Below are 26694 nucleotides of genomic sequence, written 5' to 3'. Positions count from 1 at the left end.
ATTCGTGCTGCCAATACAGCTTTTTTGGCAAAAAAAATCACCTGGTATATACTTCGCTCCATAGTTAAACAAACTTATTAAAAAAATAAGTGATAACAATTGTGCAAAATACATACTCAGGTGTATCGTCCTCGTTTTGTCTGCGTTATACGAATAAACTAATGGCCTGCATTAATTTTTTGTACGTTCTCCTGCCACTTTTCAGTGCGGAATTGCAGCAGCTTATCAAGGCCTGCCTTGTTTGAATCTTTTTTCGCCTGCTCCAGCACAGCAAGCACTTCCTCATCCGACTTTGCATGTACCATTTTGGCGAAGGCTACTGTATAGATATCATTCACATTTTGTAAAATGACGCCAATTTCTGTTTCAGGAATCGGCTCCGTATTCACATATTCCGTCACGTCCTTGCTAGTCGCCCATGTTACAGTAGATTGCGCGATCGTCTCCCATGAGCGCTGATTTTCGGAGAGCGCCATCTCCAGGTTCATTTTGGCCGTATCAATAAATGTCGTATTGCCCGCCCAGTTGAAGTCCTCGAATTTTCTCATCTTCTCTGTACGTTCGTTGACATCGCCCGTTTTGTACGCTTCATTCGGAATGGGCGAGCCGTCCGCATTTTCCTCATCCCAGAACAAGCCTTTAGGTCCGAAGAACAGTACCTTTTGCCCTTCAGGTCCGGTGATCCAATCATAGTAAGCAAAAATCGCTTCCGGATCTTTTGCTTCTGTAGTAATGACGTTTACGTTCCAGCCCAAGCTCTCAAAGCCGCTAACAAAAATTTTATCCTTGTCTAATCCCGCTTTGCGGATCGGCCAAATAATTTCATAACCGCTGTCTGGATTCGCATTGGTCAGTGCACGATGACCCTCAGCGCCGTAAGTCGTAATATTGGATTCGATCATGACGGCTACACGGCCCGTATTCACCTTTTCCTTCACGGCATCCTGTGTTTGCTGCAGCGCGTCCTGCGTAATCAGTCTTTCTCGGAACAGCTTATTAATGTAGAGCACCAGCTCTTTATATGCTTGATCCTCAAAGATGGATACCAGCTTGTCGCCGTCCGGATACCCTTTGAGACCGATATCATGACTGGTCGCATTTTCTTTAAAGCCGCCATACATAATGTCCAGTCCGGCACCCTTCTCGCCAACTTCCAAAGGCACAACATTCGGATACTTGTCCCGAACCTGCAATAAATAATCATATAAGTCATCAAAGGTTTCCAGCTTAGGTCTGCCAAGCTCATTGTAAATATCTTTATTCACCATCCAGCCCCCGTTGCCAAAGGTGCCGGCTGTGTACCAGTTCGGAATTTGATAGATTTTACCGTCTTCGGATCGAAGCAGGTTAAAGGTGGATTCCTTCACATACTTTTTAAAGTTCGGATATTTATCGTAGTATTCGTCGAGTGCGACAAGCTTGCCGGCCTTCACCAGACGTTCGACTACCGCTCCGCGATCTGTAAATATGACATCTGGCAAATCGTTGCCGACGATCATCGTGTTGAGCTTCTCTTCAGCCGCTCCGCCTGCCTGTACGGGATTCACATTCACTTTTAAATTTTCCTGTATCCATTTCGTCGCCTCATTGTCTCCCCAGGGTGCCGTCGTCATCCAGTCATAATGGCCGTAGAAGCTGAAGGTTACAGGCTTAACGCCTAAATTGTCTTCCACATCTCCGGCATCGCTCGTAGGCCCGCCAGTTGCCGGCGGCGCTGCGCTCGGCTCCTTGCCTCCCCCATTGTTGGAGCAAGCAGCAAGGAAAACAAGTAAAGCAGCAATAACAAATGACACCCACTTTAATTTTTTAGTCATCTTTTCCCCTACTTTCCTTTAATTTATTGAAGCTACTCCTTCATCGACCCGATCAATACCCCTTTGACAAAATATTTCTGTAAAAACGGATAGGTCAAAATAATTGGAATAGTAGCAACCATCATAGTAGCCATCGTCAATGACTTGGTCGTGACCGTTCGATTGCGGTTCATATGATCGAGCGCAATGGCATTGGACGACGATATTTCAGTCATAATATTCGAATTCATAATTTGCCGGAGCAGCGTTTGAATAGGCAGCAAATGATCCTTGGACACATAGATCGCCCCTGTAAACCAGTCATTCCAGTGCCCAACCGCCGTAAACAGCGAGATGGTCGCCAGCACAGGACCTGAGATCGGCACTACGATACGAAAGAAAATGCCGTAGTTGCTGCAGCCGTCTATTTTTGCAGACTCCTCCAATCCATCAGGCAATGCCGAGAAAAAGGTGCGAATCACGATCATATGATACACGCTGATTAAAGCTGGAATAATAAAAACCCAAAATGTGTTCAGCATGCCAAGTGAACGGACAAGCATAAAGGTAGGAATAAGGCCGCCGCTGAAAAACATCGTAACGATAAAGAAAACCATGTAGTATTTGCGCAAATAGAGCACTTTTTTGGACATGCCATAAGCAAGCAGCGCAGTGAAAAATACGGATAATACCGTCCCGGCTAATGTTCTTGCAATGGAAATCCAGAAGGAATTCAGCAGCCTCTGATCGCGAAAAACGATATAGTAGTTTTCCAGCGTGAATGCCCTTGGCCATAGCGTAACTCCGCCAAGCGATGTGTCGCTTCCCAGATTGAAGGAAATGACGAGCGAGTTCCAGAACGGATAGAGCATGACGATGGCGAGCAGCGTGAGAAAAACGTAGATTGTTCTTTGCAGCATTCTGTCTCCGAGACTAAGCCGCATCATGAATCACTCCCTTATGAATACAGACTTCTACCAAAGGCTGACGTCTGCTCTGCGTGCTATTTTGTTGGCAATAATGAGCAGGCTGACGCTAATAACCGCTTTAAATAACCCCACTGCTGTGGCATACGAGAAGCGCGAATTCAATATGCCGACTCGGTATACGTAAGTATCAATAACATCGGAGTATTCCCGCAAAATAGGATTGTTGGCAAGCAGCAATATATCCTCAAAGCCAGCGCTTAAAATATTGCCGATAGCTAAAATCATAAAAATAATAATGATAGGCGCTATGCTGGGCAGCGTAATTAAATAAATTTGCTTCAATCGGCTTGCGCCGTCGATGGAAGCAGCCTCATACAGCGTCGGATCTACGCCTGCAATAGCTGCAAGATAGACAATGCTGGCAAAGCCGACTTCCTTCCAAACATTTACGCTTACTAATATGGTCCAAAAATATTCTGGAATCGCTAAGAAGTTAATTGGATGCTCAATCAGATTGAGCTTCTGAAGAAGAATGTTGATTGTGCCATTATCAACCGAGAGGAGAGAGAACACGAAGCCAGACACAATAACCCATGACAAAAAATAAGGCAGATAGCTTATCGTTTGAATCATTCTCTTAAACGCCATATGCCTTACTTCATTGAGCATGAGCGCAAGAATGATAGGCGCAGGAAAAGAAATAACGAGCTTGAACAAGCTGATCGCAATTGTATTGCGCATAATGTTAAGAAACTCCGGCGCATTGAAAAACATCCGAAAATTGGCCAGCCCCGTCCATTCGCTCTTCCATATTCCTGCAAAAATATCGTACTGCTGAAAAGCCATTACAATCCCGTACATCGGAATGTAGCTGAAAATGAATATAAAGATAACGCCTGGCAAAACCATAGATTGCAAATCCCACTGCTTCCAAAACTTGTTCAGTTTACTCGGCTTAGGGGCTGCCTTCATCAGCTTTCGTCCTCCCTGCCTTGTGCGGCCCATTGAAATTTCGGCAAATATTGCTTATTTTGCTTGAGCATCTCATCGAGCAATTGCTCCGCTATTTCGACAGAAGGCACCAGCGGATGATGAACCATCGCCTGCAAGGCTATTTTCCGGTCGCCGTGTACAGCTGCTTCAATCGCCAAGCTTTCATATTGCTTAACAGCAGCCAGCAAGCCTTTGACGGAAGGCGGAATTTTACGCAGAGGCAGCGGGATAGGCCCTTGCTTTGTAACGATGCAATTGACTTCGATTGAAGCATCCTCCGGCAAAAAATCAATAATACGGCCATTTCTTACGTTGAGCGTTTGAATATCTCTGGCATCGTTATAAATCGAACGCATGAGCAGCACTGCCGCCTCAGAATAGTAAGCGCCGCCGCGCTGCTCCAGCTGCTTCGGCTTTTCCTCCAGCTCGACATTGCGGTACAGCTCAAACAGCTCTTCCTCTACTTTTTTGACAACCTCAGCCCGCGAGCCGCTTTGCTTCGCTGCTTCCTGCTGCTCCTTCAGCAGCTTATCTGTCATATAGAAGTAGCTCAAATAATAAGATGGAATCGCTTGCAAGGAATCAAGAAAGCGGTGGCTCCAAGCTTCAAAAGGTACATTGGCGGCTTTATAGCTTTGCGGATAATCGATCAGCTCCTGCAGCTTGCTTTGCCCGTCAATTACGACATCCGACACCCAGTGCAAATGGTTGATGCCTACAAACTCAGCATAAATGCGCTCGGCTGGAAGCTTGAAAAATTCCATCAGCCACTTATTGAAGCCGATCGGCGAGTTGCATAAGCCTACACTTTTAATCGATGAGTACTTGTGCACAGCCTCGGTTACCATCCCTGCCGGATTCGTGAAATTAAGCAGCCAGGCGTCCGGCGCCAGCTCCTCCATATCCTTGCAAATATCAAGGATGACCGGAATCGTGCGCAGTCCTTTCATCATGCCGCCGGGGCCTGTCGTTTCCTGGCCAATGACATTATACTTAATAGGAATCCGTTCATCCCATTTGCGTGCCTCCAGCATACCAACTCTGATTTGTGTACAAACAAAATCAGCACCGGCAATCGCTTCCCTGCGGTTCGTTGTGCCGTACACTTTAATCGGCAGCTGTGACTTTGCAACCATGCGTTTACTCAGCTCCGTAATAATATGAAGCTTCTCGATTCCTTCCTCAATATCAACCAGCCATATTTCCTCTACGGGCAACTCCTTGTAGTGCTGTATGACACCTTCCATCAGCTCCGGCGTATAGGAGGAACCGCCGCCAATAACGACCAGCTTCAACGCTTTCTTCATGCCAAACCATTCCTTTATTGAATATTTTGAATTTTTCGAATATAACCAAGCTGCGTTTGCGAAAGCCTTTCTATTCGCTCCCGGTCCAGCTGCAAGCCACTGCTCTCCATGGCCAAAATGACCGCTCCGATAACCGGCTCCTTATCCAAAGCCTTGAGTTTACAGTCAGGGGCTGCCAGCTTGACCTTTTTCTCAATAGCTGAACGGATAATTCCTGCTCGATCGCCTTTTGCAAGCAAGCTGCCTGCGAGCACAATATCAAACGCTTCCCCGCTCATATTCAAGCGGTTAATCGTAGCTAATGCTGCAAGCCCAAGCTCCTCCCCCTGTTTAATGAGCAGCTTGGTTGCTGTTGCATCCCCTTCCTCCGCAGCCTGAAACAGCAGCCTTGCTGCACTGACCGGCAAGCTTCTGGAATGATCGAGAAAATCGTCCCTTAGCTCTGCAACGCTGGCGTACCCGAGCAGCTTGATAAGCTTATCTGATAGATGCGTCTCAGCTTCCCTGCCTTCAAATGCGCGAATAACACTGCGGAACACTTCTACGCTAAGATCATATCCGCCGCCGAAATCGCCGAATTGATAGCCAAAGCCTCCGCATTGGAACGTCTCGCCAGCCCGGTTTACTCCTGAGCAATTAACTGCAGAGCCGCAAATAAGCACAATGCCGTACGGATGCTCTGTCCCTGCCCGCAAAGCAATCGTTGTATCACATGATATTTCGGTTTTCGGAAGCTTCAGCCCCGCAATAATCGGCCGAAGAATACGGAAATCGCTTTCACGATCTGCTCCGGCAAGGCCAAACCAGGCAAGGGCAATTTGCTGGGCTGTTAAGCCTGCTTCATCAAGCGCACCGGCTACCGCTTCGTTCAAGCTAATTTCCGCCTGCTTGCGATTCGTTTGATGATTGCCATTCCCTCCTTTTCCCATTCCGACTACTTGGCCCAGCTCATCGGCAATTACTGCGTAAGTCTTGCTGCCACCCGCATCGACTCCCAAATAATATTTCACAGGCTCAGTCACTCCTAAATATTTATTTCTGTCGTTCTCTTTCGCGGACTCATAATTTCTTCAAACATTATATTTTCAGATAAGCGCTAGACTCTCTAACAAGCAGCTGAGGGCTAAGCTTAGTTACCGTCGGTTTCTCGAGCTGGCCATTAATTTGCTTCAGCAGCAAATCTACACCTATGCTCGCCATTTGCGCCTCTGGCTGCCGCACCGTTGTCAGCCGCGGAAAAAACTCTGCGGCGAGCTGCTGATCATCAAAACCGACTACTGATATATCATGCGGTACCTTGATGCCTTCCTCACGCAGTGCATGGACGACGCCCAGCGCGATAAAGTCATCCCCTGCAAAAATGGCTGTAGGCAAGGCATCCTCCCTTATCCATTTTTTCGCTACCTCATAGCCATTGCTTACCGTAAAACCGCTATATTCAATGGCAAATGGCGCCAGTCCTGCATCGGCAAGAGCCTGCACATAGCCCTTCTTTCTCTCTGTAACGCTTAGAAAAATAGTTGGGCCCCCAATATGCGCGATTTTTGTATGTCCCAGCTCAATCAAATGCTTCGTCGCATCATAGCCCCCTTTGAAATTGTCTACAACAACACTGGATACATCGTCGTGCTCAAATTGGTTATCCAGCAAAATAAACGGGATTTTTTTCTTTTTCAGCTCGGCAACGTACTGCTCCTCTTCGATAGGCGACAGCAATATAATGCCGTCCACGCGGTCTCTTTGAAACAAAAAATTGTTGATATCGCCTTCGCCTTCATTTTCCAAAATAGACAATGCTAAAAAGTAGCCTTGATCCGCCAGCTTGCGATTGGCGACTTTAATAACCCGGTCATAAAAGGAGTCATTCAAATTTGTGATCGACATGCCGATGATTCCTGTCTTGCCGCGCACTAAGCTCTGTGCTGCCGAGTTGGGCTGATAATTCAGCTCTTCCATCGCCTTTAGTACTTTTTGTCTATTTCCTTCACGCACAGTTGGGGAATTGTTAATGACCCTGGAAACCGTTACAACGGATAATCCTGATTTTTTTGCTACATCATAAATGTTCATCTATACAGCCTTCTCCTTTAATCCGAATTAAAGTTAAAAGGTTTTAACTTTAATTGTGATGCTAGCATCCATCCCGAATGTTGTCAATTCGGGAATGGATGCGTTTTGAATCCTAATTTTTAATAGATTTGGACCTGGCTGAACATGGCTTTGTTCGAGGATGAGCTGCCTGGGTTGCTCAGCGCAATGCCTACGTACACGGAACTGTTCATCGCAATCGTTTTTCTGCTCACCTCGCTCCAACTCGTTCCATTGGACGATATATAACCGATAAACTGATTGCCCGCTCTCTCCAGCTTTACCCAGCGCGGCACACTGGCAGATGCAAGGACATCCGTCATGCTGCCGCCAGTTGCAGCGCGATACTGGAACGTCGCGCCATTGCTAGGCGTCATAAGCATATCTGCATGCTTTGCAGATGGATTCAGCGTATCCCTTATCATGACGCCAGCTTTTGCCCAGCTGTTCATATTGCTCATAGCATTCACTTTGGCAACAATCGTCCCATCACCGGTCATCGTCTGGTAAATAAAATTAAGCTTATCCTGCGTGCCCCAAATGTCGGAGCTCTTGCTCGTAAGCGTAAAATCTCCGCTGCTGTAGGAGGCTGTGCCCGCTGTTAAACCGATATTTCTTGCTTTCCAGCCGGCAGGAAGCGCAGCGTCATACTCTCCATTATCCGGCCAGGTTCTTCGCGTGTTTATTTGACTCAGCGTCGTATCGCTCCATGCCCCATAAGAGAAAAATGATAAATGTGTAACATTCGGATAGTTATCTCGAATGCCGCCGTACACCTGATTGTACTGAGCAGTCGTCCAATCATCATCGAGCGCCGGGACGATGCGCACGGCTGAACCCGCTAATGCCGCTGTATCCGCCAAAATCCCGTTTGTACCGTACACCCAATCCGGAGTAAAGCCCCAATCATCGAAATAAGCCATCGGAGCAACAAAATCTATCGATTCATGAAATTTCGATACATCCTGCCCTACCTCAGTAAATTCAGGCGGCAAAATATATACGCCCAGCTCCAGCCCCGGCTTCACCGCTTCGATATCATCCCGCACATCGGCGACATACTGTCCGATTTTATCTGTTCGCCATGCGTTCCACTCCTGTCTGCGGGTAGAATCTGTCGCAAAATTGATCGTGAGCGGCGAATAGCCATACAGACTCTGATACAAATTTACCGTGTAGCTGCTCACATCCATGTTGTAATCATCAAATCGCAGCCAATCCAGTACAACCCCGTCAACATCATAATTGCTTACAACCTCAGATATGATGGAACGCTGATAGGCCTGCACATCGGGATGAATCGGATTGACAAAATATTCGTCGCCTCCCGACCCTTTGAACGGTTTGGCGACACCGCCGACTAGTGAATACATTTGCCAGCCGGGGTTAAGATTGAAGGCAGCCTGATCATGAAATTGCGGTATCCATGCCCTGACCTTAATGTTGTTGGCATGCGCTGCCGTAATAACGTGCTGCAGAGCATCGAATGTGGCATAGCCAGGGGCGATCGGCGCAATATCGCTGTCGTAAAATACATAGCCTGAAGGCACCTCGTCATCCTCATCCTGCTTCACATTCAAATTAATAACGTCGACATTATACTGCACGGCCTTGTTGATAAACGTTGTGACGTCTGCCGCAATTTTAAACTGATTGACTGTCCTCACAATAATTTCTGTTTCGAATGGTGTATTAGCTGCACTTGCAGCTGGAGCGTACATTGGCATTACAAAACAGATTACAAGCAGAATAAGACCGAACCTCATCAGCTTTCCTTTTCTAATCGCCATAAGCATCTCACCCTTCACAAAAGTTTAAAGGCTTTAACTTTAAAGTTAAAAAAAATGCTTGATACGAATTGCTTGATCAATGTAATAGGCATAATTGTTGCAAGTAACAACATATTTCTACACATTAATCAATAAGAGAACAGCTTTCTTCGTTTGATTGGTCTTGTTGGTCATTTACGTTATAAAAGTTTAAAGGTTTAAACTTTAGTTAGATATTACCATCGCTCGCGCTATCCGTCAATTAAAATTTGTAGCGTAACTTTGGAGGGTACCGATTAATTGTGAATAGGGCAACAAGAAGCAATAGAATGGATGTTACTGCTTGGAATACTACTGCGATCAAGTTTGGGATTCCGGCCACTGTTGTTTAGCTGTTTTGAGGTAGCACCGACCGATTCTGTATGATATTTCATATACATTTGTATTTTTTGGGGCATTTCAGCCTATTATATATGAAATTTCATATACATTTAGCTGTTTTGAGGTGGCACCGACCGATTCTGTATGATATTTCATATACATTTGTGTTTTTTGGGGCATTTCATTGTAGTGTATATGAAAATTCATATACATTTGTGTTTTTTGGGGCATTTCAGCATATTGTATATGATATTTCATATACAGCAAAACAACTTACTCATAACTAGGCTTAACAAGGTGAAACGGCTTTCGCCGTCCTTATAGCGATTGCACGTTTCATTCCAGAGAAATATAGAGAAAGTATAGTAAAATGATATACTTTTCTATATTTTTAAAAAAGAACCTTCTCTTCGCCCATGCAAGCGTCCATTAGCCGCATTGACAGGCGAAGCAGGTTCTTTTATTTTAATCCACGAATAGCTTCAATTTTTAATAATTGGTGTTGTATCCATTTTAGATACCGTTGCATCGCGTGAACGTTTCATGCGTTGTTTGAATGCCGCGGATATATCATTGCTATCAAGATAACTCTCAACAGGAAGTATGCGGTACGTATATTTGGATTGGCCTTCTTCCTTGTCGCGATAAACCCATGTAGGCACGTATTCCACATGCTGTATCGTCGTTTCATTAGTTTTGTTGTCTTTGCGAATATCGATGTTAACGATAATACCGTCCTCCGTAAGCTCATTGCGGCTGTCGAGCGTTTCCCTCCTTTGATTGGAAATGAAATTGCCCATCGAATAAATGACAAACGTTGATTTATCTGCTGTCTCTATGAATTCTGACTTTTGTATAACATGCGGATGGCTTCCTAAAATAATGTCTGCGCCTTCCTTAGCCATCAGCTGTGCAAATTCAATTTGCTTCGCATTCGGCTGCTCCACATATTCATCGCCCCAATGCATCAAGGAAATTATTATATCGGCTCCAAGCTGCTTGGCTTCTCGTATATCCTTAACGATCGCGGTCTTGTCCATCATATTGATCATCGCATTTAGTTCATCAGCGGCATACTTGCTGCCTAAGCCGTTCGTGCTTTCTGTATAAGATAGTATAGCCACTTTAATTCCTTTAACATCCTTCATCAGCACTCGTGATTCCGGTTTTTTGTTATACGTGCCCACTGTATCGATACCTTTACTTTGAATCGCTTCAACCGTCCGTTTCAGTCCCTCGCTGCCGGTATCCAGACTGTGATTGTTCGCAGTGGTCAAAACGTCAAAGCCTGCATATTTAATCGCATCGATAGCTTCATCTGGAGAATTGAAGACAGGATAGCCGCTGTATGGCCGACTTGATCCGGCTGCCGTCGTTTCAAAATTAGCAATAGCCAGATCAGCAGCGCTAATAATTGGCTTAATATCTTCAAATACGGATTTAAAATCATAGGTTTTGCTGTTAGCATCATAAGCGCTGTCGAGCTGTGTCTGATGAAACATAATGTCGCCGGCAGCAGCGATGCGGATAGTGGTATGCTGCTCCGAATCGCTGCCTGCATTCGGGCTGGATTCGGCTGCAACTGGCAGATTGCCCGTTTCTAAGCGCTGAAATACTTTCACGAGATAGGGAACTCCTGCAATTAAACCAACGAGAACCATAAATAGCAGCAGTACCAGCAGCCTCCTGCGCGCTCTGCGCCTTGCACTAGCTGATCTCATCTTTTGGCTTCTCCTTCTCCAAATATTCCTCATAAGTCAGACCGCTCGTGTAAACTTTGCCGGCAAGCTCTGTTCCTAAATAGCGGATATGCCAAGGCTCATAAATATAGCCTGTTATCTTTTCCTGACCCTTCGGATAACGAATAATAAATCCGAATTCATGCGCATGCTCGCTGAGCCACTCGCCTTCGGCCGTTTCGCCAAACGTTTCCTCGAGCTGAAGATTAACGCTTTCGCTTGTAACGTCCATCACGAGCCCCGTTTGATGCTCGCTCTGCCCTGCTCTGGCGCTATAGCGATTAGCCGCCTCCTCGCCATGCTTGGCAGCGTAATTTTCGAATAGCTGCCTTTGCGTTTGAAAGGAACGATAACCCGAGCGAGCATACAGCTTAATGCCTGCGTCAGCAGCCTTGTCGAACATTTCCTTCAATGCCCCGGCAGCTTCCCTTCTTAACTGATTCACTTCCGGATTGTTCAGAACAGTAGGCACATCCACTGTAACCAAGTCATCCGGCACATACGTCTCGTCTAAACTTTGCTGCTTGTTGACTAAAGCCACAATCGAAGGGTCTTGAGCAGGCGGAGAAGGCTTGTCAGATTCAACAGCTCCGCCCACAGGAATTTCGCTTGCTGCCGGATCAGCCTTAACAGCCGAATCGGAGCAGCCTGTCAGCTGCATAGCCAGCAAACATGCGCCAAATGCAGCTATCCATTTGTTAGTCATCGGTATACTCTCTCCTTTATGTCTATACATAAAGTTTAAAAGTTAGATATATGGGAAGTTAGATGTAATTGTAATGAAGTTGTAAAGTCGAAGGAGAGAAGTGTTCATAGTTTAATATTGACATTGCAATAGGCGGGGATTGGTGCTATTAATAGGCTTATAAAAATGATAGAGGAGACAAGCAACCATTGAGCAAGCGAATATTGATCGTTGAAGATGATGTGAATATATCGAAAATCATAAAAATGAATTTAAATCTCGTTCATTACGAGACTATGGAAGCTTATGACGGGCTTGTTGCTTTGGAGCTTATCAAGAAAGAAAAAATCGACTTGATCCTGCTCGATGTAATGATTCCCGGCATGGACGGCTTCATGCTAATGGATCGGATTAAAGCCTTTGGCATACCTGTCATTTTCCTTACTGCAAAAAATTCAGTATTTGATAAGGTGAACGGCTTGAAGCTTGGCGCTGAAGATTATATGGTAAAGCCATTTGAAGCAATTGAGCTTCTGGCGCGGATAGAAACCGTGCTTCGAAGATATGGCAAGGAAGAAAATGTACTGGAGTTTCGAAATGTAAAGCTGCTTATGGACAAAAGAGAGGTGACGATAAACGGAGAGCCTGTGGAACTGACCCCTAAAGAATACGAGCTGCTGCTTGTGTTGATGAAAAATAAAAACATCGCGCTGACGCGCGAGCAGTTTCTCGACCGGGTATGGGGAGCTGATTATTACGGCGAGACAAGAACCGTTGATATGCATATTAAATCTTTGCGCAAAAAGCTCCATATGCAGGATTATATTAAAACCATCTACAAGATTGGCTATCGCCTGGAGGACTAAAGCATGAAGTTTTGGAAAAAGATTTATCTGTTCTCCCTCCTTGCATTCGTTCTCATCTTTAATTTATCATCCATCCTATTTATCGAGCGCATTCATAGCAAAATGCTGGAGCAGGAAATTAAGAGCACGCTGAGCGAAAATATGAATATTCAGGCAAGCGTCAATGCCATCGTCCCTATTATGCAAATTTATGATTCTGTCGATTACGAAAAAAAAGTAATGGAGCAAATCGTTAACGAGTTTATTTCCCAAAATCGCAATCAGCAAATTTTTATAGAAATTAAAGATGAGGATAACAAGCTCATTTTCAGCAATAATGCCGATCAAAAGCTGCCAGAGGAACGGGAAGAGCTTGACGGCTTGCAGTTGGAGGAAATTCGGTACATTTTACGGGACATTGATGACCGGACGCTGCTGTTTACGGCTAACTTAATTGACGTTCAAAAAAAGGCTTATTTATTTACGTATACCAAGGATGTTACTCATCTTTATGAGGAAAGAATCGATCAATACCGCTTTTTTATTCAAATGGATATTATCGCTTGCTTACTTTACATGCTCATTATGTTTTTTGTCAGCAAAGGGCTGACCAGACCGATTGATAAGTTAATTCGGACGGTCAAAGTAATAGCGCAGGGAGATTTCACAGAACGTGTAAAAATAAAAGCAAAAGATGAGGTTGGGGTGCTTGCCAACAATTTCAATATTATGGCCGATGCGGTGGAAAATACGATTAAAGAGCTGGAGCTGCGCAATAGTGAAAAGGATCGTTTTATTCAAAACTTTACGCATGAAATTAAAACCCCGCTCACGTCAATTATCGGTTATGCCAATTACTTGCGTGTGACGAAGTATAACGAGGAAACGTTGGTCGACGGCTTGAACGTAATTAGCAGTGAGGCCAAGCATCTTGAATCGCTCTCCTTCAAGCTTATGGATTTAATTATGCTGAGAGATGATCATTTTGAAATGGCGGCAGGGAATTTAAAAAAGGTTGTTGACGAAATTACACCTTCACTTAGCATCAAGGCAAAGCAGAAGCAAATTGAAATTATAACCGAATGCGAAAGCTGCGAGCTCGAGCTGGAAATAGATTTAATAAAAATATTAATTGCAAACTTAGTGGATAATGCGATTAAAGCATCGCCGGAGCATAGTACGATTATGATTCGAGCATTTAACCATCAAGAAAAAATATATCTTGAAGTGATCGACCGGGGTGCAGGCATACCGAAAGAGCATCTCGACAAAATTTTCGAGCCTTTCTACATGGTTGATAAAGCCCGTACAAGAAAACATAATGGCGCAGGCCTCGGCTTATCAATCTGCCAAAACGTAGCAAGCTTGCATCAAGGAATAATTGAAGCTGAAAGCATAGAGAAGCAAGGTACTACGATACGCGTCATATTTGATCCTCATATGGAAAACGAGGAGGAAAAACAATGAAAAAATTCATTCTATTGCTGGTAGTCTGCTTTATTTTCCCGCTGCTAGCCGGATGCTCAAGCCTGTATAACCCATATCCCAAAAATACAGTGATGATAAAGAACTTGGAAGCCAAAGAGCAGTTCAAGGTGCAGGACGACGCCCTGCTATCGGAAGAGACGATAAAGTCGCTAGGCATAAATGCGATTAATAAATATTTCAATAATCATCTAAGTAAAGATAATGTGGAGTTCGAGCTGCAGAGCATAGACTACAACGATATTAAAAAATTGCTGGCTAGCGCAACCAGCTATTTGAATTTAGATCAGGACATATTGGATTCATATATTGAGCAGTTGAACAAGGTATCAAGCGGTTTATATTTTATTACGATTACGAATGTTTTCAATGAATACGATATCTATGGCATTACGATCAATCCGAGTAATGGTGAGATTTTGAGAGCGACCAAGGCTAAAAACTTCGCTGAAGTAAAGGTATCGGAAGAAGACGCGCATGTTGACGATGAAAAGCTGGTACAGCTTGCCAAACAATTTGCCGATGAGAAGGAGCTCATAAACACTGCGATTGATGCAAGCCAAATAAGAGTTTACCAAACCATGAACGGGCTGAGCGAGCTGTATTATATTAGCGATGACAGGAAGGTGATGTTTTATTTCATGATCAACTATGTAAAAAACGAAGTGGTCGATTTTTCCAAAGATGTTTTGGCAGCTATTCAGATCGCCCACTTTGACTCAAGGTATTTTGATTATAAGCTGAAATACGGCTAATGACATATAACTTATAACGCGTGGCACTTCGCAGTGCCATCCTCTTCTGGTTGCTTGTTGCCCTATCCACAATGAATCACGGCTTCCCTTGCTAACTGGTCAGTCGTTCCGCTATTACACCCAAAAGAGCAGTTTTGAGGCGGCAATGTGACAGACGTTCCGTTATTGATCCGTTTACAGTAAATAAAGCTCCATTTTGAGCCGAATAACGGAACATGTGTCCGCAAAAATTTAAAAAACGCGTTTTCGAGGCAAATAACGGAACGTGTGACCGTACCGATACATTGCAGGCAACCATTCACAAGCAAAGGACTGGGCAACTTTACAGCTTCTTTACAACTTAATAAAACTTCTCATATATTCGAGCCTTACACTTGATGCTTAGAGACGGAGGTTCGAAATATGAGATTAATACGAAGACGATCACAGCGCCGCAAATTATTTTTACTTATGAGTCTTGCACTCCTGTTCGGCTTGCTCTGGGCTATCAAGTCGCAATCAGCACCGAACAAACTGTTGTATGGCGCGCAGCAAACACCCGATGAGTCAGCTACACCCGCAGTACCATCCGATACCGCTCCCTTGGTCATCGTTCTTGACGCAGGTCATGGCGGGCACGACCCTGGCGCAGACGGTGCAAGCGGCAAATATGAAAAAAATTTTACGCTAGCACTAACCGAAAAAGTATATCAGCTGCTTTTAAAAGAACCGGAGTTCAAGCCTTATATGACACGCACAGATGATACCTTCATCGAACTGGAGGATCGGGCAGCAATCGCCAATTCACAGCAAGCGGATGCATTTTTATCTATTCATGGAAACACATTCACCAGCGATACAAGCGTTTCAGGAACAGAAACCTATTACTACGAACTAGGCAGCGCTAAGCTAGCTCAAGCCATGCAGCAGGCCATTGTGAAGGCAACCGGATTTAGGGATCGGGGCATCAAGCAAGAGGACTGGAAGGTGCTCCGGTATAGCGAAGTGCCTGCCGCATTGCTCGAGGTCGGCTTTCTGACCAATGCCCGGGAAGAGGCCTTTTTGCTAGGAGAAAAGGGGCAGAACCAAATCGCCCAAGCGATTGTAGATGGTTTAAAAAACTATTTTCAAAGCAAATAACGCAATGGACCTGCACGTACAAACACCCATCCCCATAGTATAGTAATACATCTTGTTTTGCCTGGAGGGAGGGGTGTGCATGCCGCAATGGCTATGCAACCAATTGCAGCGAGCGTATTTCAAACGTGATCGCAGACAAATAAAAATGTTAAATGATTGCTGGTATTTTTACCGCAACAAACTGGGAGACGATCAAGAGGATAAAACATCCTCAACTTTTCGATAGAGCATGACCTGACAAACATAATGAAACGTAAGCTTCTAAAAAAAGAACCTTCACCAAAGCCCATAATGGAACGTTTCAGCTCCATAATCGCGCGGCTTGGCGAAGGTTCTTTGCCTGTCTTTATTCGGGCATTTTGTTGAATGCCAGCACCTCTTGGATGGGCAAGCGAGCGGACGGATGGCCAGCGGCTGCCGCTTTGCCGATTGGCAGCATAAGCGCTGGAATATAGCGATCAGACAGCTCAAACAAAGCTTTCACTTGATCGCGATTATAGCCGCCCATTGGCACTGTGTCATAGCCGCGAGCATGAGCAAGCAGCATAATGTTCATTGACACCAGACCAGCATCGAATAATACAATTTCCTTTAATCTGTCATAAGGAATCGAGCTGTACAGCTTAATCGAATTGGCAGACATTTTTTCCTTTACTTCCTCTGTAATAAAGCCTGCATCAAGCGCTGTTCCAAAAATCTGCTCTGTTTTTTTATACATTTCTGTATCGGCAATGATCAATATAATAGCAGAAGCTTCGCCAACCTGCTTCTGATTATTTGCAATTGGAACTAGCTTTTGTTTCAGTTCTGGATCGGTGACAACAATAAATCTCCATGGCTGCATATTGGAAGATGACGGGGCTCTAGTCGCCTGCTTAAGGATATCCGCAATTTCTTCCTCGGAAATAACTGCACTTGTATCATAATGTCTTACCGCACGGCGGCCATTCATAATAGTAAGCAAGCCTTGCTCATCCGCGTTTACCACTCTTGCTTGCTCTTCCCTTTGCTGCTCTGTAACTGACATCTCTTTCACTCCTCTTTCTCTACAAACCTTCATAACTGTATTAATAATATTTACAGTATAAAGAGGCATATACCATTTGTCAATGCAAAAGGTGGAGCTGCGCTGCTCCACCTCCCTGCTTGAATTAATTACTTTTAGGAGACTGTCGAGTAATTTTGGATAGTTGCAACAAGCAATAGAAAGGGGTGCCACTGCGATCAAGATTGGGATTCCGACCGCTGTTGTAGTCTAATTTTTATGAATAACTAACCCCTGTAAAGGAAAAAATTAGCCTACAAAGGCGGACGCTACCGCTTCTCCATTCCCATTCTTGCTCTCCGTTTCCACTTTCTCATTGCTTATCAATAGTTGCCCACAATGAATCGACAGTCTCTTTAGCTGCGTTATTTGCAGTATACTATTTATCCCTGCTGCGGCTGTCGCATCGTCAGGCTGACACGACCGCGCTTTAAGTCTACGCTCATAACCCATACTGTTACAGTATCGCCTACCGACACAACATCCATCGGATGCTTTACAAATTTATTGCTTAGCTGAGAAATATGAACAAGTCCGTCGTTTTTCACGCCAATATCGACGAACGCACCGAAGTCAATCACATTGCGCACTGTTCCCTGCAGCTCCATGCCTGGCGTCAAATCTTCCAGCTGCAATACATCGGTATGAAATATCGGAGCTGGCAGCTCCTCACGCGGGTCTCGCCCAGGGCGAAGCAAGCTTTCTACGATATCGCGCAAGGTAGGAACCCCTACGCCAAGGTCAGCAGCTAGCTGCTCAATATTAATATGCTCCAGACTGCCCTTCAGCTCGTCTGAACCGATCTGCCCCAGCTTCAGCTGCAGCTGCTTGAACAGCTGATCTACTACCGCATAAGATTCCGGATGGATCGGAGTGCGGTCAAGCGGATTGGAAGCTTCCGGTATCCTTAGAAAACCTACGCATTGCTCATAGGATTTCGCCCCTAAACGGGCTACCTTTTTCAGCTCCTTGCGGTCTGTAAAGCGTCCGTTATCTTCCCGGTGCTTTACTATGTTGCGCGCTATCGTAGCATTCACTCCCGCCACGTAAGAAAGCAGCGAGGCAGATGCGGTATTGACATCGACACCTACATGGTTAACAGCGGATTCAACGACGCCGCCAAGCGTCTCGCCAAGCCTTTTTTGGCTCACATCATGCTGATACTGTCCAACTCCGATCGCTTTAGGCTCGATTTTGACGAGCTCAGCAAGCGGATCCTGCAATCTGCGCGCAATGGAGACAGCGCTTCGCTCAGCTACGTCGAGCTCAGGAAACTCCTCTTGAGCTAGTTTCGAAGCTGAATAGACACTCGCTCCCGCTTCGTTGACAATAATATATTTCAGCTCCGGCTGCTGCCCTCGCTCCTTGCGCTTTGCAATGAGATCTGCAATAAACTGCTCTGTTTCACGAGAAGCAGTACCATTGCCGATTACGATTAAATTCAAGCCGTATTTATCGATCAAGCCATTAATTATTTTTTCCGCTTCTGCGACCTTGTTGTTAGGAGGCGTCGGATAGCTGACAGCTACTTCAAGCAGCTTGCCTGTATCATCAATCGCCGCAAGCTTGCAGCCAGTTCGAAAAGCAGGGTCTACTCCAAGCACCATTTGGCTGCGAACAGGAGGCTGAAGTAATAAATTACGCAGATTTTCTGAGAAAATGGAAATGGCATGCTCCTCCGCCTTCTCAGTCAGCTCTCCCCTTACCTCGCGTTCAATCGATGGAGCGAGCAAGCGCTTATAAGCATCCTCGATAATAACGGTGAACACTCGCTTCACTGCATCGGCTGTTCCGTTTCGAAGCAATCTTCTCGTTATATAATCGTGAATTCGCTCAACTGGAATATCCAGCGTAACGCGCAATATTTCTTCGCGCTCGCCGCGATTGATCGCTAAAATACGATGCGGCGGAAGCTTGCGAAGCGGCTCTTGGTAGCTGTAGTACATTTCATAGACGGATTCCGCGCTATCATCCTTTGCAACGGTGCATAAAATACCTTGATCCATTGTAAATTTTCTAATCCACGAACGAATCGCGGCGTCATCTGCAATGTTCTCTGCAATAATATCCATTGCCCCCTGCAGAGCCTCTTCGCTTGTTGCCACTCCCAGCTCCTCGGATATGTAGCGCTCCGCCTCCGCCAGCGGCTCGCCCTGACGCGGCTGCGACCATAGCCACTGCGCCAGCGGCTCCAAGCCTTTTTCCTTTGCCACGCTGGCACGTGTTTTCCTTTTTTGGCGGTAAGGACGATATAAATCCTCTACCTCCTGCAGCTTGACTGCCGCCTCGATTTGCTGCTGCAGCTGCTCGGTCAGCTTGTCCTGCTCATGAATGAGCCGTATAACTTCACGCTTGCGCTCCTCCAAATTGCGCATATACTGAAGCTTCTCTTCAATAGAGCGCAGCTCGTTCTCGTCAAGCTCTCCAGTTGCTTCCTTGCGATAACGCGCAATAAAAGGAATCGTATTGCCTTCATCTAGCAATTCTACTGCAGCTTTTACTTTTGTTTTAGGAAGACTTAGCTGCGAGGCGATGACATCCGTAATTTTTATCGTTTCTGCCGAGCGTTGTTCAGGCGTCAGCTTCACATCCATTTTTACTTCTTCCCCGTCAGCTTGTGTATGCTGGATCGTTTCATTCGTCAATATTAAAGCACCGTCCTTAATAAACTATGCATACATGCGGTAACATCAGCATGCTATCAAACTATGAAAGTGATCAAGCATTCCTTGCATAAGCGAAGCAGGAATGCTCTCCTCTTTATCTTACATATGGGTTATTCGCTTTTTCAAATCCGATCGTCGTTCTTCCGCCGTGGCCAGGATACACAATCGTTGTTTCTGGAAGCGGATAAAGCTTTGACTGAATCGAATTGTATAAATCACTTTCTTTCCCGCCTGGCAAGTCCGTTCTGCCTACTGACATACGGAACAGCACATCGCCCGAAAACAGATGATTGCCGCATAGGAAGCTAACACTTCCCGGCGAATGGCCAGGCGTATGCATGACAGTAAACGTATGGTCAAGCAGCTGAAGCTTCTGCCCTTCTGCAAGAGCATATTCAGCTGGCTCCGCCACAATTGGCGGCGTGATGTCGGACCATCTCATGGAACCGTTTTTACGGGCATCTGTTAGCCAGTCTGCCTCCAAATCATGAATATATACAGGACAGCCAGCTGCTTTGCGCACTTCTTCAAGTCCGCCCATATGATCAAAATGCGCGTGCGTCAGCAATATGGCTTCCACCTCAACGTCACGGATGCGCTGCAGCAGTGCTTTAGGATTCATGCCTGGATCAATAATAATCGCCCGTTCCTTAGCTTGGGCTGCCTGTTCAGCAGAAGACTGCTCCTCTTTGACTACAATAAGATAGGCATTTGTTTGAATGGGTCCTAGTGCAAAAGATTCGACTGTAAAGGTTGTGTGCATTCGTTAAATCGTCTCCAATAAAGCGCGCAGCTCTGTTATAATATCGGCCTGATAGCCTGTACCCTCGCCATAGCGGCGAATAATTTCTTTGCGTGTTTCAGCCAAATTCGTCTGATAATCAGCTGCCTCACGGTCCGGATTTGCCTTTTTGAAAGCTATCATAGGCTCTTGCACGTACTGTGGCCGTGGGCCCCATTGACCAAGCACCGCGCCTTTCTTATTTGTGAAAATAACGATCGGTATGGAGCGGCCTCCCAAGGTTAGGAATTGATCCATCGTCTCCATATGCTCTTCTATTATCAACACTTCTACGGGAATATTGCTTATCTCCAACGCATTAAAAATAACAGGCACATTGCGAACGACATCACCGCACCAATCCGCCATTAGAATAAAACAAAGCAAATCATCGCGTTTGCTCAATGCTTGAAAAAACTGACGGTCCTCTTCGTTTTTCCATGCAAAAGCTGTCTTCCACTGTTCAAACTGCTCTTTATTTTTAGTCATTCCTTCGATAAACTGCCCAGGTGTAATACCTTTGTTTATTTTATCCAGCAAATTTGTTGACATTATGTATCCCTCATTTCATACATTTTTTCCTACAAATGTGCTTTATAGCTCATCTTCTTTATTATACTACACTTACTTTCTCCTTGCTCTGCGCAAAAAGAAAAAAAAGACCAGCAATCCGATTGCAGCAATAAGCACATAAGTAATCGTTGAATATACCGATAGCAACTGCATGACAAAGGACCAGTTTTCCCCGACAAGCGCCCCGATGCCAACCATTGTTATATTCCAAATGAACGTTCCAATACAAGTAAATAATAAAAAAGGTGTTAAACGCAGCTTCGCCATGCCTGCAGGTATGGAAATCAAGCTTCTGATAAGCGGAATCATTCTGCAAATAACAACAGCCCAGTAGCCGTATGATTTTATCCACTTGGTTGCTTTTTGTATATCTTCTTTTTTCAGACGCATCCAACTGCCTTTTCGTTCGACCAGCTTTTCCATTCGTTCCATGTTGAACATGCGTCCTATTCCATACAGTACAAGTGAACCCGCAATGGAGCCCGTTGTAGCAACGACTGCAACGCCCAGTACGCTAAGTGAGGTTTTTGTTGTCATAAAGCCGCCAAACATCAATATAATTTCCGAAGGTATAGGCGGGAATATATTTTCTAGCGTAATCAAAAGTAAAATGCCAAAATAACCGTATTGCTCTATTAAGTCCGCAATCCAATTTTCCATTTTTGAACCCTCCACCTTAGGCTGCAAGCATATATTATCTCTCCCATCCTATGCATGTCTCATTTAGATATGACAAGCCTGGCATAATAAAGATTACACACTTAGGCTATAGGCGTTGTGACCATCCTGCTGCACATTGCATAAGAATGTAGCAGAAAGGAGTCGGTACAGCATGAATCATAATCAAAAACAAGAAAACCCGCTGCCATCCGTAAGGAAGATTAGAAGAGCTTGCAGCAAAGAGCTATACCGTACTTTAAAGCGTTTGAATAAATGGGTAAGCCCAGACAAAATTGAAGCCGCTGAAAAGCTGTATGTGCAAAAGGTCGCAGCCAATCTATTATGGATTGTAGAAAATCAAAGCAATAAAAAAGCGCAGTCCGACTGGTGGGAGGAGCACGTCAGCGAAGAAATTGCACAATTGTGGGAGGTGGACAAAGCGCAGCTTTGCAGTGCTTTTCGCGATGCTTACGGGGGATAAATCAATGCAAGGACAACCAGGCTGGCTGTCTAGGCAGCAAGTGCATTTACCGACTTAGTTAGTGTCATACGCTAACGGTTGTCAAAAGCGCTATTGTAAGGAATTCAGCTCATTTAAAAATTTAACGGTTGCAGGAGGCCTTATTTGCCTAAATTCCCAGCATAAACGGGTAAAAATACACATATAGCGCTCCTTACAACCGTTAAAATTTTAAGACACCGATTTTTCGCTAAATAGCACTTCTCACAATCGTTACAGTTATTGAGACAGTAATTTCATTGTGGGCAGCCATTCCAGATCACAAGGGCTGCCGGATCGATATGCCGGCAGCCCTTGCTTGTCGATTAATGAGCTATTGTTCTCTTCCGGCGTTGTCCTCCAGTATCAGTTCCACTACCGTATCGTTCGAATCCGGCAACGGATAGCTGTAGCTCTCCGGCTTTGCAAAATTAATAAACGCATCATTCGGGTACAGCTTTGCATTCCATGGAAGCGATACGAATAATTCCGCACCATCCGCGAGTGTACGAGCCTGCTTGACTTTGCCTGCCAGACCGGACAAATTGATCGGGCCAATCGACTCTTCAAAAATATGAGCATATAGCGTATTGCCTTTGCGTGTATAACGTCCCCAATCAGGCTTTGGCAAATCTGCTTGTCCGCAGCCATAGATGCTTTCTCCGTTACGCTGCATCCATCTGCCGACCTCTTCAAGGATTTGCAGCGATGGCCGTGGTATTTCCCCTTGGGCATCGGGTCCGACATTTAAAAGAAGATTGCCATTCTTGCTGACGCATTCGACCAGCTTTCGGATAATGGTGCGAGCCGATTTATAAGTTGCATCAGCTGCGACATAGCCCCAGTTATTGTTTAGTGTCACACAAGCTTCCCACGGAATGGAATTGCCAGCTTCATCCGTTATGCCTTGCGGCGGAATGATCTGTTCAGGAGATGCAAAGTCGCCTGCATATAGCTGTGGATTGCTGGAATAAACACTGCTGCTCCGCTCTCCATTAACTTCCAATCGGTTATCAATTACTATATGCGGCTGCAGCGAGCGCATCATTTCAATCAGCTTCGTTGCCTGCCATTTCTCACCAGACATTTCACCATAGGAAAAATCAAACCACATCATATCCAGCTTGCCATAATTCGTAAGCAATTCCCTTACTTGCCCGTGCATATAAGTCAAATAGCGATCGAAATGCAGCGGATCGCGCTTATACTTCTCGTTCTCCCGCATAGGATGTATTTGATCGCCATATGCCGGATAATCAGGATGATGCCAATCAATTAATGAGTAATACAAGCCCACTTTCAAGCCCTCTGATCTGAAGGCTTCCAAAAATTCACGTACCAGATCTCGTCCTGCCTTCGTATTGGTGGATTTATAATCCGTTAGCTGGCTGTCGAATAAACAAAAGCCGTCATGATGCTTAGCTGTCAGCACCGCATATTTCATGCCGGCGTCTTTAGCCGCCTTGGCCCACTCCCGCGGATTATAGCGCTGTGGATCGAACTGGTCAAAATAAACCTGATAATCCTCTACACTAATTTTTTCAATGCTCCTTACCCACTCTCCTCTTGCCGGGATCGCATATAATCCCCAATGTATAAACATCCCGAAACGGTCCTCTAGAAACCACTTTGTTCTTTCTAATCTTTGCTCTATCAATGATGCCACTGTTTTTGCCTCCTTTTTTTGAGATATCCACAGTGTAGCAACGTTTTGATATAATCAATAGGCAAGCAATTAGCTTGTTTGGGGATTAGATTAACTTCTTGAGGTGAGCTTGTGATCACATTAAACACGGAATCCAGCTTCATTACCGAGTTATTGCAAAATCTGCAGGTTCATTTGGCAAGCGCTCATTATACTCACTGCTATCCGGAGTGGCAGGAGCTTGACTATGTGCCTGCATACAATAAATTTTATCTCATTTGCGATGGCGAGGGCTGGCTAAAAATTCAAGACAAGCAATTCTATCCGACAGCTGGTCAGCTATGTTTAATGCCGGCTCATATTAAGCAATCCTACTCTGCCATAAATGAAAATACGTATCGCAAATATTGGTGCCACTTCACAGCAACAATGGGAGGGCTTGATTTATTTCAATGGCTCGATGTTCCTTATTTTCTGGATGTTCAACATAACTTTGGGCAAATACAGCAGCTGTTCGGGGAGCTTGCAACACTTCACGCTGATCCTTCTCTTACATCACGGATAAGAGAAAAGGCTATTTTATTTGAGATTATCGCTGCTTTCTTGACAGAGGCGGATTCAAAAATTCAATTCGTATCCGGACGCGCGCAGGATTTAGAAAGGCTTCAAGCGATTGAGCAATTCATAACCGATCACCTTTCGGAGCCTGTTACTTTGGAGCAAATTGCCAAGCATGTCCATCTGCATCCAAACTATCTGGTACGCTACTTCAACAAGCATTTTAACGTATCACCTCTTAAATATTTGAATCGCAAGCGAATGCAAAAAGCCAAATCTTTACTCAGCACCACTTCGCTAACCGTTAAACAAGTATCCGAGCAAGTCGGTTTTCCCGATACGAATCATTTCTCCAAAGCCTTTCGCAAAGAAAACAGCTGCAGCCCGACAGAATTTCGCGCGCAAGTCAAATAGGAGCTCCTTGCTGCCTCACAAGTAAAAACTTATAAGGTCTTATAATTTCAAAAAGGACAATCCTTCGTCATATACATGACTTATTGGACTGTCCCTTTGCATCATCTGGTCAAATCACGTTCACTATTCTTCCTCAGTCATCGTATCTGTTGTGGAGTGATCGATAAAACCATTATGCAGCGTAATATTGCCTCCACCTAGCCCTTCATTGACCATCCGGTCAATATCCATATCCGCACTATCCCTGCCTTCAAATACAGTATCCTCCGTAAAGCCGGCTGTGGGCTGCTCTTTATTTTTTTCAGCATGCCGCGGCTTATTTGCAGACTTGCCCATCGGGCATCCCTCCTTCATTCACAATACGGTTATGATGACATATATGAAGTGAAGTTATTCATACAGACAGCCCGCATAACATGCCAGTAATCAGGTGAAGCTAATAACTCATCATATACAGACAGGAGGGATAAAGTTGGCAAAGCCTGATAACCGCAAAGACAATCCGACGCATCTGCAGTCACATATTAACCATACAATTGCTAATCTTCACGAAGCTGAAAACTATCTTGCTGAGCATGCTGATGAGATTTCAGCAACCGAGAAGCAAATCATTAAAGCTAAAAATGAGCGACGCAAGGATAGCGTTGAAAGCTTCAAAGCAGAAAAGCAAGATGAATCGTAGTGCAGCAAAGAAAAAAGACATCTATAAAGCAGCATCCTCTAAGCAGGATGCTGCTTCCTCCCATGTGGAATAAGGATTCATAGTATTCTATAATAGAAAGAACAGACAGATTATTATATAGTCAAGTGGGGGGAACCTATGAATTTTTTGCGAGAATTTTTTGCGCATCCTATTGTAAAACGAATTAACTTTCTTTTAATTGTCGTCGTGCTTTTATACAGTTTAAGGCATATGCTCAATCTGCTGCTGCTCTTATTTTTAGTTACCTTTGTCATGGGCAGGCTGGAACGATTTTTTACGAAGCAAATTTCAAAATTATTCCCCATTTCTCCCATTATCGTCAACACGGTATTGTATGCACTGCTCGTTTCTTCTTTAGTTTATGGCCTTACCAATTACATACCTAAACTAATTAATCAAGTGGTCGAAATGTACAATATTATACTGCGATTTCTAAACACATCGCAATCAGACGAAGTTGCCGAAATCATTTCCTCTGCTCTTGGCAAGCTGGAGTTCCAGAAATATTGGGGCAATATCGTTAATTATATTTTGAAATTCGGCAAATGGCTTGAAATTATTATTTTTGTTATTGTGCTCAGCTTTTTCTATTTACTGCAGAGAAACAAGGTCGTTGAATTTACTGAAAAGCTTGGGGACAGCAAAATCAGCTGGCTCTACAATGAATTCAAATACTTTGGCCAAAAGTTTACTTCCTCCTTCGGCAAGGTTATTGAAGTTCAGCTCATGATCGCACTGTTCAACACTGTCTTTACGATTATTGGATTATGGATTTTAGGCTTCCCTTATTTGTTTGCACTTACGATATTGGTTTTCCTGCTCAGCCTAATTCCAGTAGCCGGCGTTATCATTTCGTTCATACCGATTGGCATTATCGGCTATCAAATCGGCGGTCTGAAAATGGTGCTATGGGCTGTTATTATGATTTTAATCATTCACGCGCTTGAAACCTATTTCCTTAATCCGAAGCTTTATGCGCAAAAAACAAAGCTGCCTATGTTCTATACTTTTATTATTCTTATATTTTCTCAATACTACATGGGCATATGGGGATTGATTATTGGGATTCCGATCTTTATGTTCCTAATGGATGTGCTGGATGTAGGACATTCAAAAAGTGAAAAAAGTGAACAAAGTGAACAAATTGAAAATTGATCGGCATCGTCATTTACGTTAAACAATAAGAAACGGGGCAGACCAGAAGTCGGTTTTCACTGACTTTCTGGACAGCCCCTTTCTTTTGTCCTATTTAAAAAAGTAAA

At 44.6% G+C, this 26694-nt stretch carries 25 protein-coding genes; 9 read left to right on the top strand and 16 right to left on the bottom strand.

The genetic code is table 11. The features are described 5' to 3' along the window. Window positions 1-158: 158 nt before the first annotated feature. The 9 genes from V1L65_RS14695 to V1L65_RS14655 all read right to left on the bottom strand — a co-directional run bounded on the left by V1L65_RS14695 (window position 159) and on the right by V1L65_RS14655 (window position 11705). Window positions 159-1814 (bottom strand): extracellular solute-binding protein, encoded by a 1656-nt coding sequence (locus V1L65_RS14695; protein WP_331699938.1) that lies wholly within the window; start codon window positions 1812-1814, stop codon window positions 159-161. 32 nt (window positions 1815-1846) lie between these two features. Then, window positions 1847-2740: a carbohydrate ABC transporter permease gene (locus tag V1L65_RS14690; protein WP_331699937.1), complete on the bottom strand. Its 894-nt coding sequence runs from the start codon at window positions 2738-2740 to the stop codon at window positions 1847-1849. 27 nt (window positions 2741-2767) lie between these two features. Further along, window positions 2768-3694, bottom strand: a complete 927-nt coding sequence (locus tag V1L65_RS14685) for an ABC transporter permease (RefSeq protein ID WP_331699936.1) — start codon at window positions 3692-3694, stop codon at window positions 2768-2770. Then, window positions 3694-5022, bottom strand: a complete 1329-nt coding sequence (locus V1L65_RS14680) for a 6-phospho-beta-glucosidase (protein ID WP_331699935.1) — start codon at window positions 5020-5022, stop codon at window positions 3694-3696. Before V1L65_RS14680 ends, V1L65_RS14685 begins: the two co-directional genes overlap by 1 nt. A gap of 14 nt (window positions 5023-5036) precedes the next feature. Beyond that, window positions 5037-6032 (bottom strand): N-acetylglucosamine kinase, encoded by a 996-nt coding sequence (locus V1L65_RS14675; protein WP_331699934.1) that lies wholly within the window; start codon window positions 6030-6032, stop codon window positions 5037-5039. 67 nt (window positions 6033-6099) lie between these two features. Next, a complete protein-coding gene (locus tag V1L65_RS14670; RefSeq protein ID WP_331699933.1) occupies window positions 6100-7092 on the bottom strand; it encodes a LacI family DNA-binding transcriptional regulator in 993 nt (330 codons plus the stop codon). A gap of 119 nt (window positions 7093-7211) precedes the next feature. Beyond that, window positions 7212-8900 (bottom strand): glycoside hydrolase family 10 protein, encoded by a 1689-nt coding sequence (locus V1L65_RS14665; protein WP_331699932.1) that lies wholly within the window; start codon window positions 8898-8900, stop codon window positions 7212-7214. Between the two features lie 842 nt (window positions 8901-9742). After that, window positions 9743-10981 carry a CapA family protein gene (locus V1L65_RS14660; RefSeq protein ID WP_331699931.1) on the bottom strand — a complete coding sequence of 413 codons (1239 nt, stop codon included), beginning with the start codon at window positions 10979-10981 and terminating at the stop codon, window positions 9743-9745. Next, window positions 10968-11705 (bottom strand): M15 family metallopeptidase, encoded by a 738-nt coding sequence (locus tag V1L65_RS14655; RefSeq protein ID WP_331699930.1) that lies wholly within the window; start codon window positions 11703-11705, stop codon window positions 10968-10970. The genes V1L65_RS14660 and V1L65_RS14655 overlap by 14 nt, the downstream gene beginning before the upstream one ends. Before the next feature lie 188 nt (window positions 11706-11893). Between V1L65_RS14655 and V1L65_RS14650 the strand changes: the two genes are divergently transcribed. The 5 genes from V1L65_RS14650 to cmpA all read left to right on the top strand — a co-directional run bounded on the left by V1L65_RS14650 (window position 11894) and on the right by cmpA (window position 16114). Next, entirely contained in the window at window positions 11894-12550 is a 657-nt protein-coding gene (locus V1L65_RS14650; RefSeq protein WP_331699929.1) for a response regulator transcription factor, read from the top strand. Between the two features lie 3 nt (window positions 12551-12553). After that, on the top strand, window positions 12554-13996 hold the full coding sequence (locus V1L65_RS14645) for a sensor histidine kinase (protein WP_331699928.1): 1443 nt from the start codon (window positions 12554-12556) through the stop codon (window positions 13994-13996). Next, the gene (locus V1L65_RS14640) at window positions 13993-14769 is read left to right on the top strand and encodes a hypothetical protein (RefSeq protein ID WP_331699927.1); all 777 of its coding nucleotides are present in this window, start codon (window positions 13993-13995) and stop codon (window positions 14767-14769) included. Before V1L65_RS14645 ends, V1L65_RS14640 begins: the two co-directional genes overlap by 4 nt. Window positions 14770-15171: 402 nt before the next feature. Then, a complete protein-coding gene (locus tag V1L65_RS14635; RefSeq protein ID WP_331699926.1) occupies window positions 15172-15888 on the top strand; it encodes an N-acetylmuramoyl-L-alanine amidase family protein in 717 nt (238 codons plus the stop codon). Window positions 15889-15967: 79 nt separating this feature from the next. Next, window positions 15968-16114 (top strand): cortex morphogenetic protein CmpA, encoded by a 147-nt coding sequence (cmpA, locus tag V1L65_RS14630; protein WP_331699925.1) that lies wholly within the window; start codon window positions 15968-15970, stop codon window positions 16112-16114. A 120-nt stretch (window positions 16115-16234) separates the two neighbouring features. Here the strand turns inward: cmpA and V1L65_RS14625 are convergent, their stop codons facing one another. The 5 genes from V1L65_RS14625 to V1L65_RS14605 form a co-directional block, all read right to left on the bottom strand. Further along, window positions 16235-16915 carry a nitroreductase family protein gene (locus V1L65_RS14625; RefSeq protein WP_331699924.1) on the bottom strand — a complete coding sequence of 227 codons (681 nt, stop codon included), beginning with the start codon at window positions 16913-16915 and terminating at the stop codon, window positions 16235-16237. 401 nt (window positions 16916-17316) lie between these two features. Then, window positions 17317-19527 (bottom strand): Tex family protein, encoded by a 2211-nt coding sequence (locus tag V1L65_RS14620; RefSeq protein WP_331700016.1) that lies wholly within the window; start codon window positions 19525-19527, stop codon window positions 17317-17319. A 166-nt stretch (window positions 19528-19693) separates the two neighbouring features. After that, window positions 19694-20362: an MBL fold metallo-hydrolase gene (locus tag V1L65_RS14615; protein ID WP_331699923.1), complete on the bottom strand. Its 669-nt coding sequence runs from the start codon at window positions 20360-20362 to the stop codon at window positions 19694-19696. A 3-nt stretch (window positions 20363-20365) separates the two neighbouring features. Further along, entirely contained in the window at window positions 20366-20932 is a 567-nt protein-coding gene (locus V1L65_RS14610) for a thioredoxin family protein (protein ID WP_331699922.1), read from the bottom strand. A gap of 72 nt (window positions 20933-21004) precedes the next feature. Further along, window positions 21005-21613 (bottom strand): DedA family protein, encoded by a 609-nt coding sequence (locus V1L65_RS14605; protein WP_331699921.1) that lies wholly within the window; start codon window positions 21611-21613, stop codon window positions 21005-21007. A gap of 172 nt (window positions 21614-21785) precedes the next feature. Between V1L65_RS14605 and V1L65_RS14600 the strand changes: the two genes are divergently transcribed. Continuing rightward, window positions 21786-22094 (top strand): dehydrogenase, encoded by a 309-nt coding sequence (locus V1L65_RS14600; protein ID WP_331699920.1) that lies wholly within the window; start codon window positions 21786-21788, stop codon window positions 22092-22094. A gap of 352 nt (window positions 22095-22446) precedes the next feature. Here V1L65_RS14600 and V1L65_RS14595 read toward each other — a convergent pair whose 3' ends face one another. Further along, window positions 22447-23805: an alpha-L-fucosidase gene (locus tag V1L65_RS14595; protein WP_331700015.1), complete on the bottom strand. Its 1359-nt coding sequence runs from the start codon at window positions 23803-23805 to the stop codon at window positions 22447-22449. A gap of 84 nt (window positions 23806-23889) precedes the next feature. Here V1L65_RS14595 and V1L65_RS14590 point away from each other — a divergent pair, with 84 nt between their 5' ends. Then, window positions 23890-24729, top strand: a complete 840-nt coding sequence (locus tag V1L65_RS14590) for an AraC family transcriptional regulator (RefSeq protein WP_331699919.1) — start codon at window positions 23890-23892, stop codon at window positions 24727-24729. 123 nt (window positions 24730-24852) lie between these two features. On the opposite strand, the gene V1L65_RS14585 is transcribed toward V1L65_RS14590, so the two are convergent. Continuing rightward, window positions 24853-25065 carry a hypothetical protein gene (locus V1L65_RS14585; RefSeq protein ID WP_331700018.1) on the bottom strand — a complete coding sequence of 71 codons (213 nt, stop codon included), beginning with the start codon at window positions 25063-25065 and terminating at the stop codon, window positions 24853-24855. Between the two features lie 136 nt (window positions 25066-25201). Here V1L65_RS14585 and tlp point away from each other — a divergent pair, with 136 nt between their 5' ends. Together tlp and V1L65_RS14575 are read left to right on the top strand one after the other, a co-directional pair. Continuing rightward, a complete protein-coding gene (gene tlp / locus V1L65_RS14580; RefSeq protein ID WP_331699918.1) occupies window positions 25202-25411 on the top strand; it encodes a small acid-soluble spore protein Tlp in 210 nt (69 codons plus the stop codon). Window positions 25412-25549: 138 nt separating this feature from the next. Then, entirely contained in the window at window positions 25550-26587 is a 1038-nt protein-coding gene (locus V1L65_RS14575) for an AI-2E family transporter (RefSeq protein ID WP_331699917.1), read from the top strand. The last annotated feature ends 107 nt before the right edge of the window (window positions 26588-26694 follow it).

It is taken from the genome of Paenibacillus sp. IITD108 (assembly GCF_036541265.1).
GTDB lineage: Bacteria > Bacillota > Bacilli > Paenibacillales > Paenibacillaceae > Pristimantibacillus.
The sequence above is the reverse complement of the archived record's forward strand: the minus strand, read 5'-3'. Positions and strand labels throughout refer to the sequence as shown.

What these genes read in the sequence shown, in the direction of transcription:
- V1L65_RS14660 (WP_331699931.1), bottom strand. Translation starts at nt 10,981, where the DNA reads ATGAGATCAGCTAGTGCAAGGCGCAGAGCGCGCAGGAGGCTGCTGGTA.
- V1L65_RS14655 (WP_331699930.1), bottom strand. Translation starts at nt 11,705, where the DNA reads ATGACTAACAAATGGATAGCTGCATTTGGCGCATGTTTGCTGGCTATG.
- V1L65_RS14665 (WP_331699932.1), bottom strand. Translation starts at nt 8,900, where the DNA reads ATGGCGATTAGAAAAGGAAAGCTGATGAGGTTCGGTCTTATTCTGCTT.
- V1L65_RS14690 (WP_331699937.1), bottom strand. Translation starts at nt 2,740, where the DNA reads ATGATGCGGCTTAGTCTCGGAGACAGAATGCTGCAAAGAACAATCTAC.
- V1L65_RS14640 (WP_331699927.1), top strand. Translation starts at nt 13,993, where the DNA reads ATGAAAAAATTCATTCTATTGCTGGTAGTCTGCTTTATTTTCCCGCTG.
- V1L65_RS14605 (WP_331699921.1), bottom strand. Translation starts at nt 21,613, where the DNA reads ATGGAAAATTGGATTGCGGACTTAATAGAGCAATACGGTTATTTTGGC.
- V1L65_RS14685 (WP_331699936.1), bottom strand. Translation starts at nt 3,694, where the DNA reads ATGAAGGCAGCCCCTAAGCCGAGTAAACTGAACAAGTTTTGGAAGCAG.
- V1L65_RS14620 (WP_331700016.1), bottom strand. Translation starts at nt 19,527, where the DNA reads ATGGATGTGAAGCTGACGCCTGAACAACGCTCGGCAGAAACGATAAAA.
- V1L65_RS14615 (WP_331699923.1), bottom strand. Translation starts at nt 20,362, where the DNA reads ATGCACACAACCTTTACAGTCGAATCTTTTGCACTAGGACCCATTCAA.
- V1L65_RS14645 (WP_331699928.1), top strand. Translation starts at nt 12,554, where the DNA reads ATGAAGTTTTGGAAAAAGATTTATCTGTTCTCCCTCCTTGCATTCGTT.
- V1L65_RS14610 (WP_331699922.1), bottom strand. Translation starts at nt 20,932, where the DNA reads ATGTCAACAAATTTGCTGGATAAAATAAACAAAGGTATTACACCTGGG.
- V1L65_RS14695 (WP_331699938.1), bottom strand. Translation starts at nt 1,814, where the DNA reads ATGACTAAAAAATTAAAGTGGGTGTCATTTGTTATTGCTGCTTTACTT.
- V1L65_RS14680 (WP_331699935.1), bottom strand. Translation starts at nt 5,022, where the DNA reads ATGAAGAAAGCGTTGAAGCTGGTCGTTATTGGCGGCGGTTCCTCCTAT.
- V1L65_RS14575 (WP_331699917.1), top strand. Translation starts at nt 25,550, where the DNA reads ATGAATTTTTTGCGAGAATTTTTTGCGCATCCTATTGTAAAACGAATT.
- V1L65_RS14585 (WP_331700018.1), bottom strand. Translation starts at nt 25,065, where the DNA reads ATGGGCAAGTCTGCAAATAAGCCGCGGCATGCTGAAAAAAATAAAGAG.
- V1L65_RS14670 (WP_331699933.1), bottom strand. Translation starts at nt 7,092, where the DNA reads ATGAACATTTATGATGTAGCAAAAAAATCAGGATTATCCGTTGTAACG.
- V1L65_RS14635 (WP_331699926.1), top strand. Translation starts at nt 15,172, where the DNA reads ATGAGATTAATACGAAGACGATCACAGCGCCGCAAATTATTTTTACTT.
- cmpA (WP_331699925.1), top strand. Translation starts at nt 15,968, where the DNA reads ATGCCGCAATGGCTATGCAACCAATTGCAGCGAGCGTATTTCAAACGT.
- V1L65_RS14625 (WP_331699924.1), bottom strand. Translation starts at nt 16,915, where the DNA reads ATGTCAGTTACAGAGCAGCAAAGGGAAGAGCAAGCAAGAGTGGTAAAC.
- V1L65_RS14600 (WP_331699920.1), top strand. Translation starts at nt 21,786, where the DNA reads ATGAATCATAATCAAAAACAAGAAAACCCGCTGCCATCCGTAAGGAAG.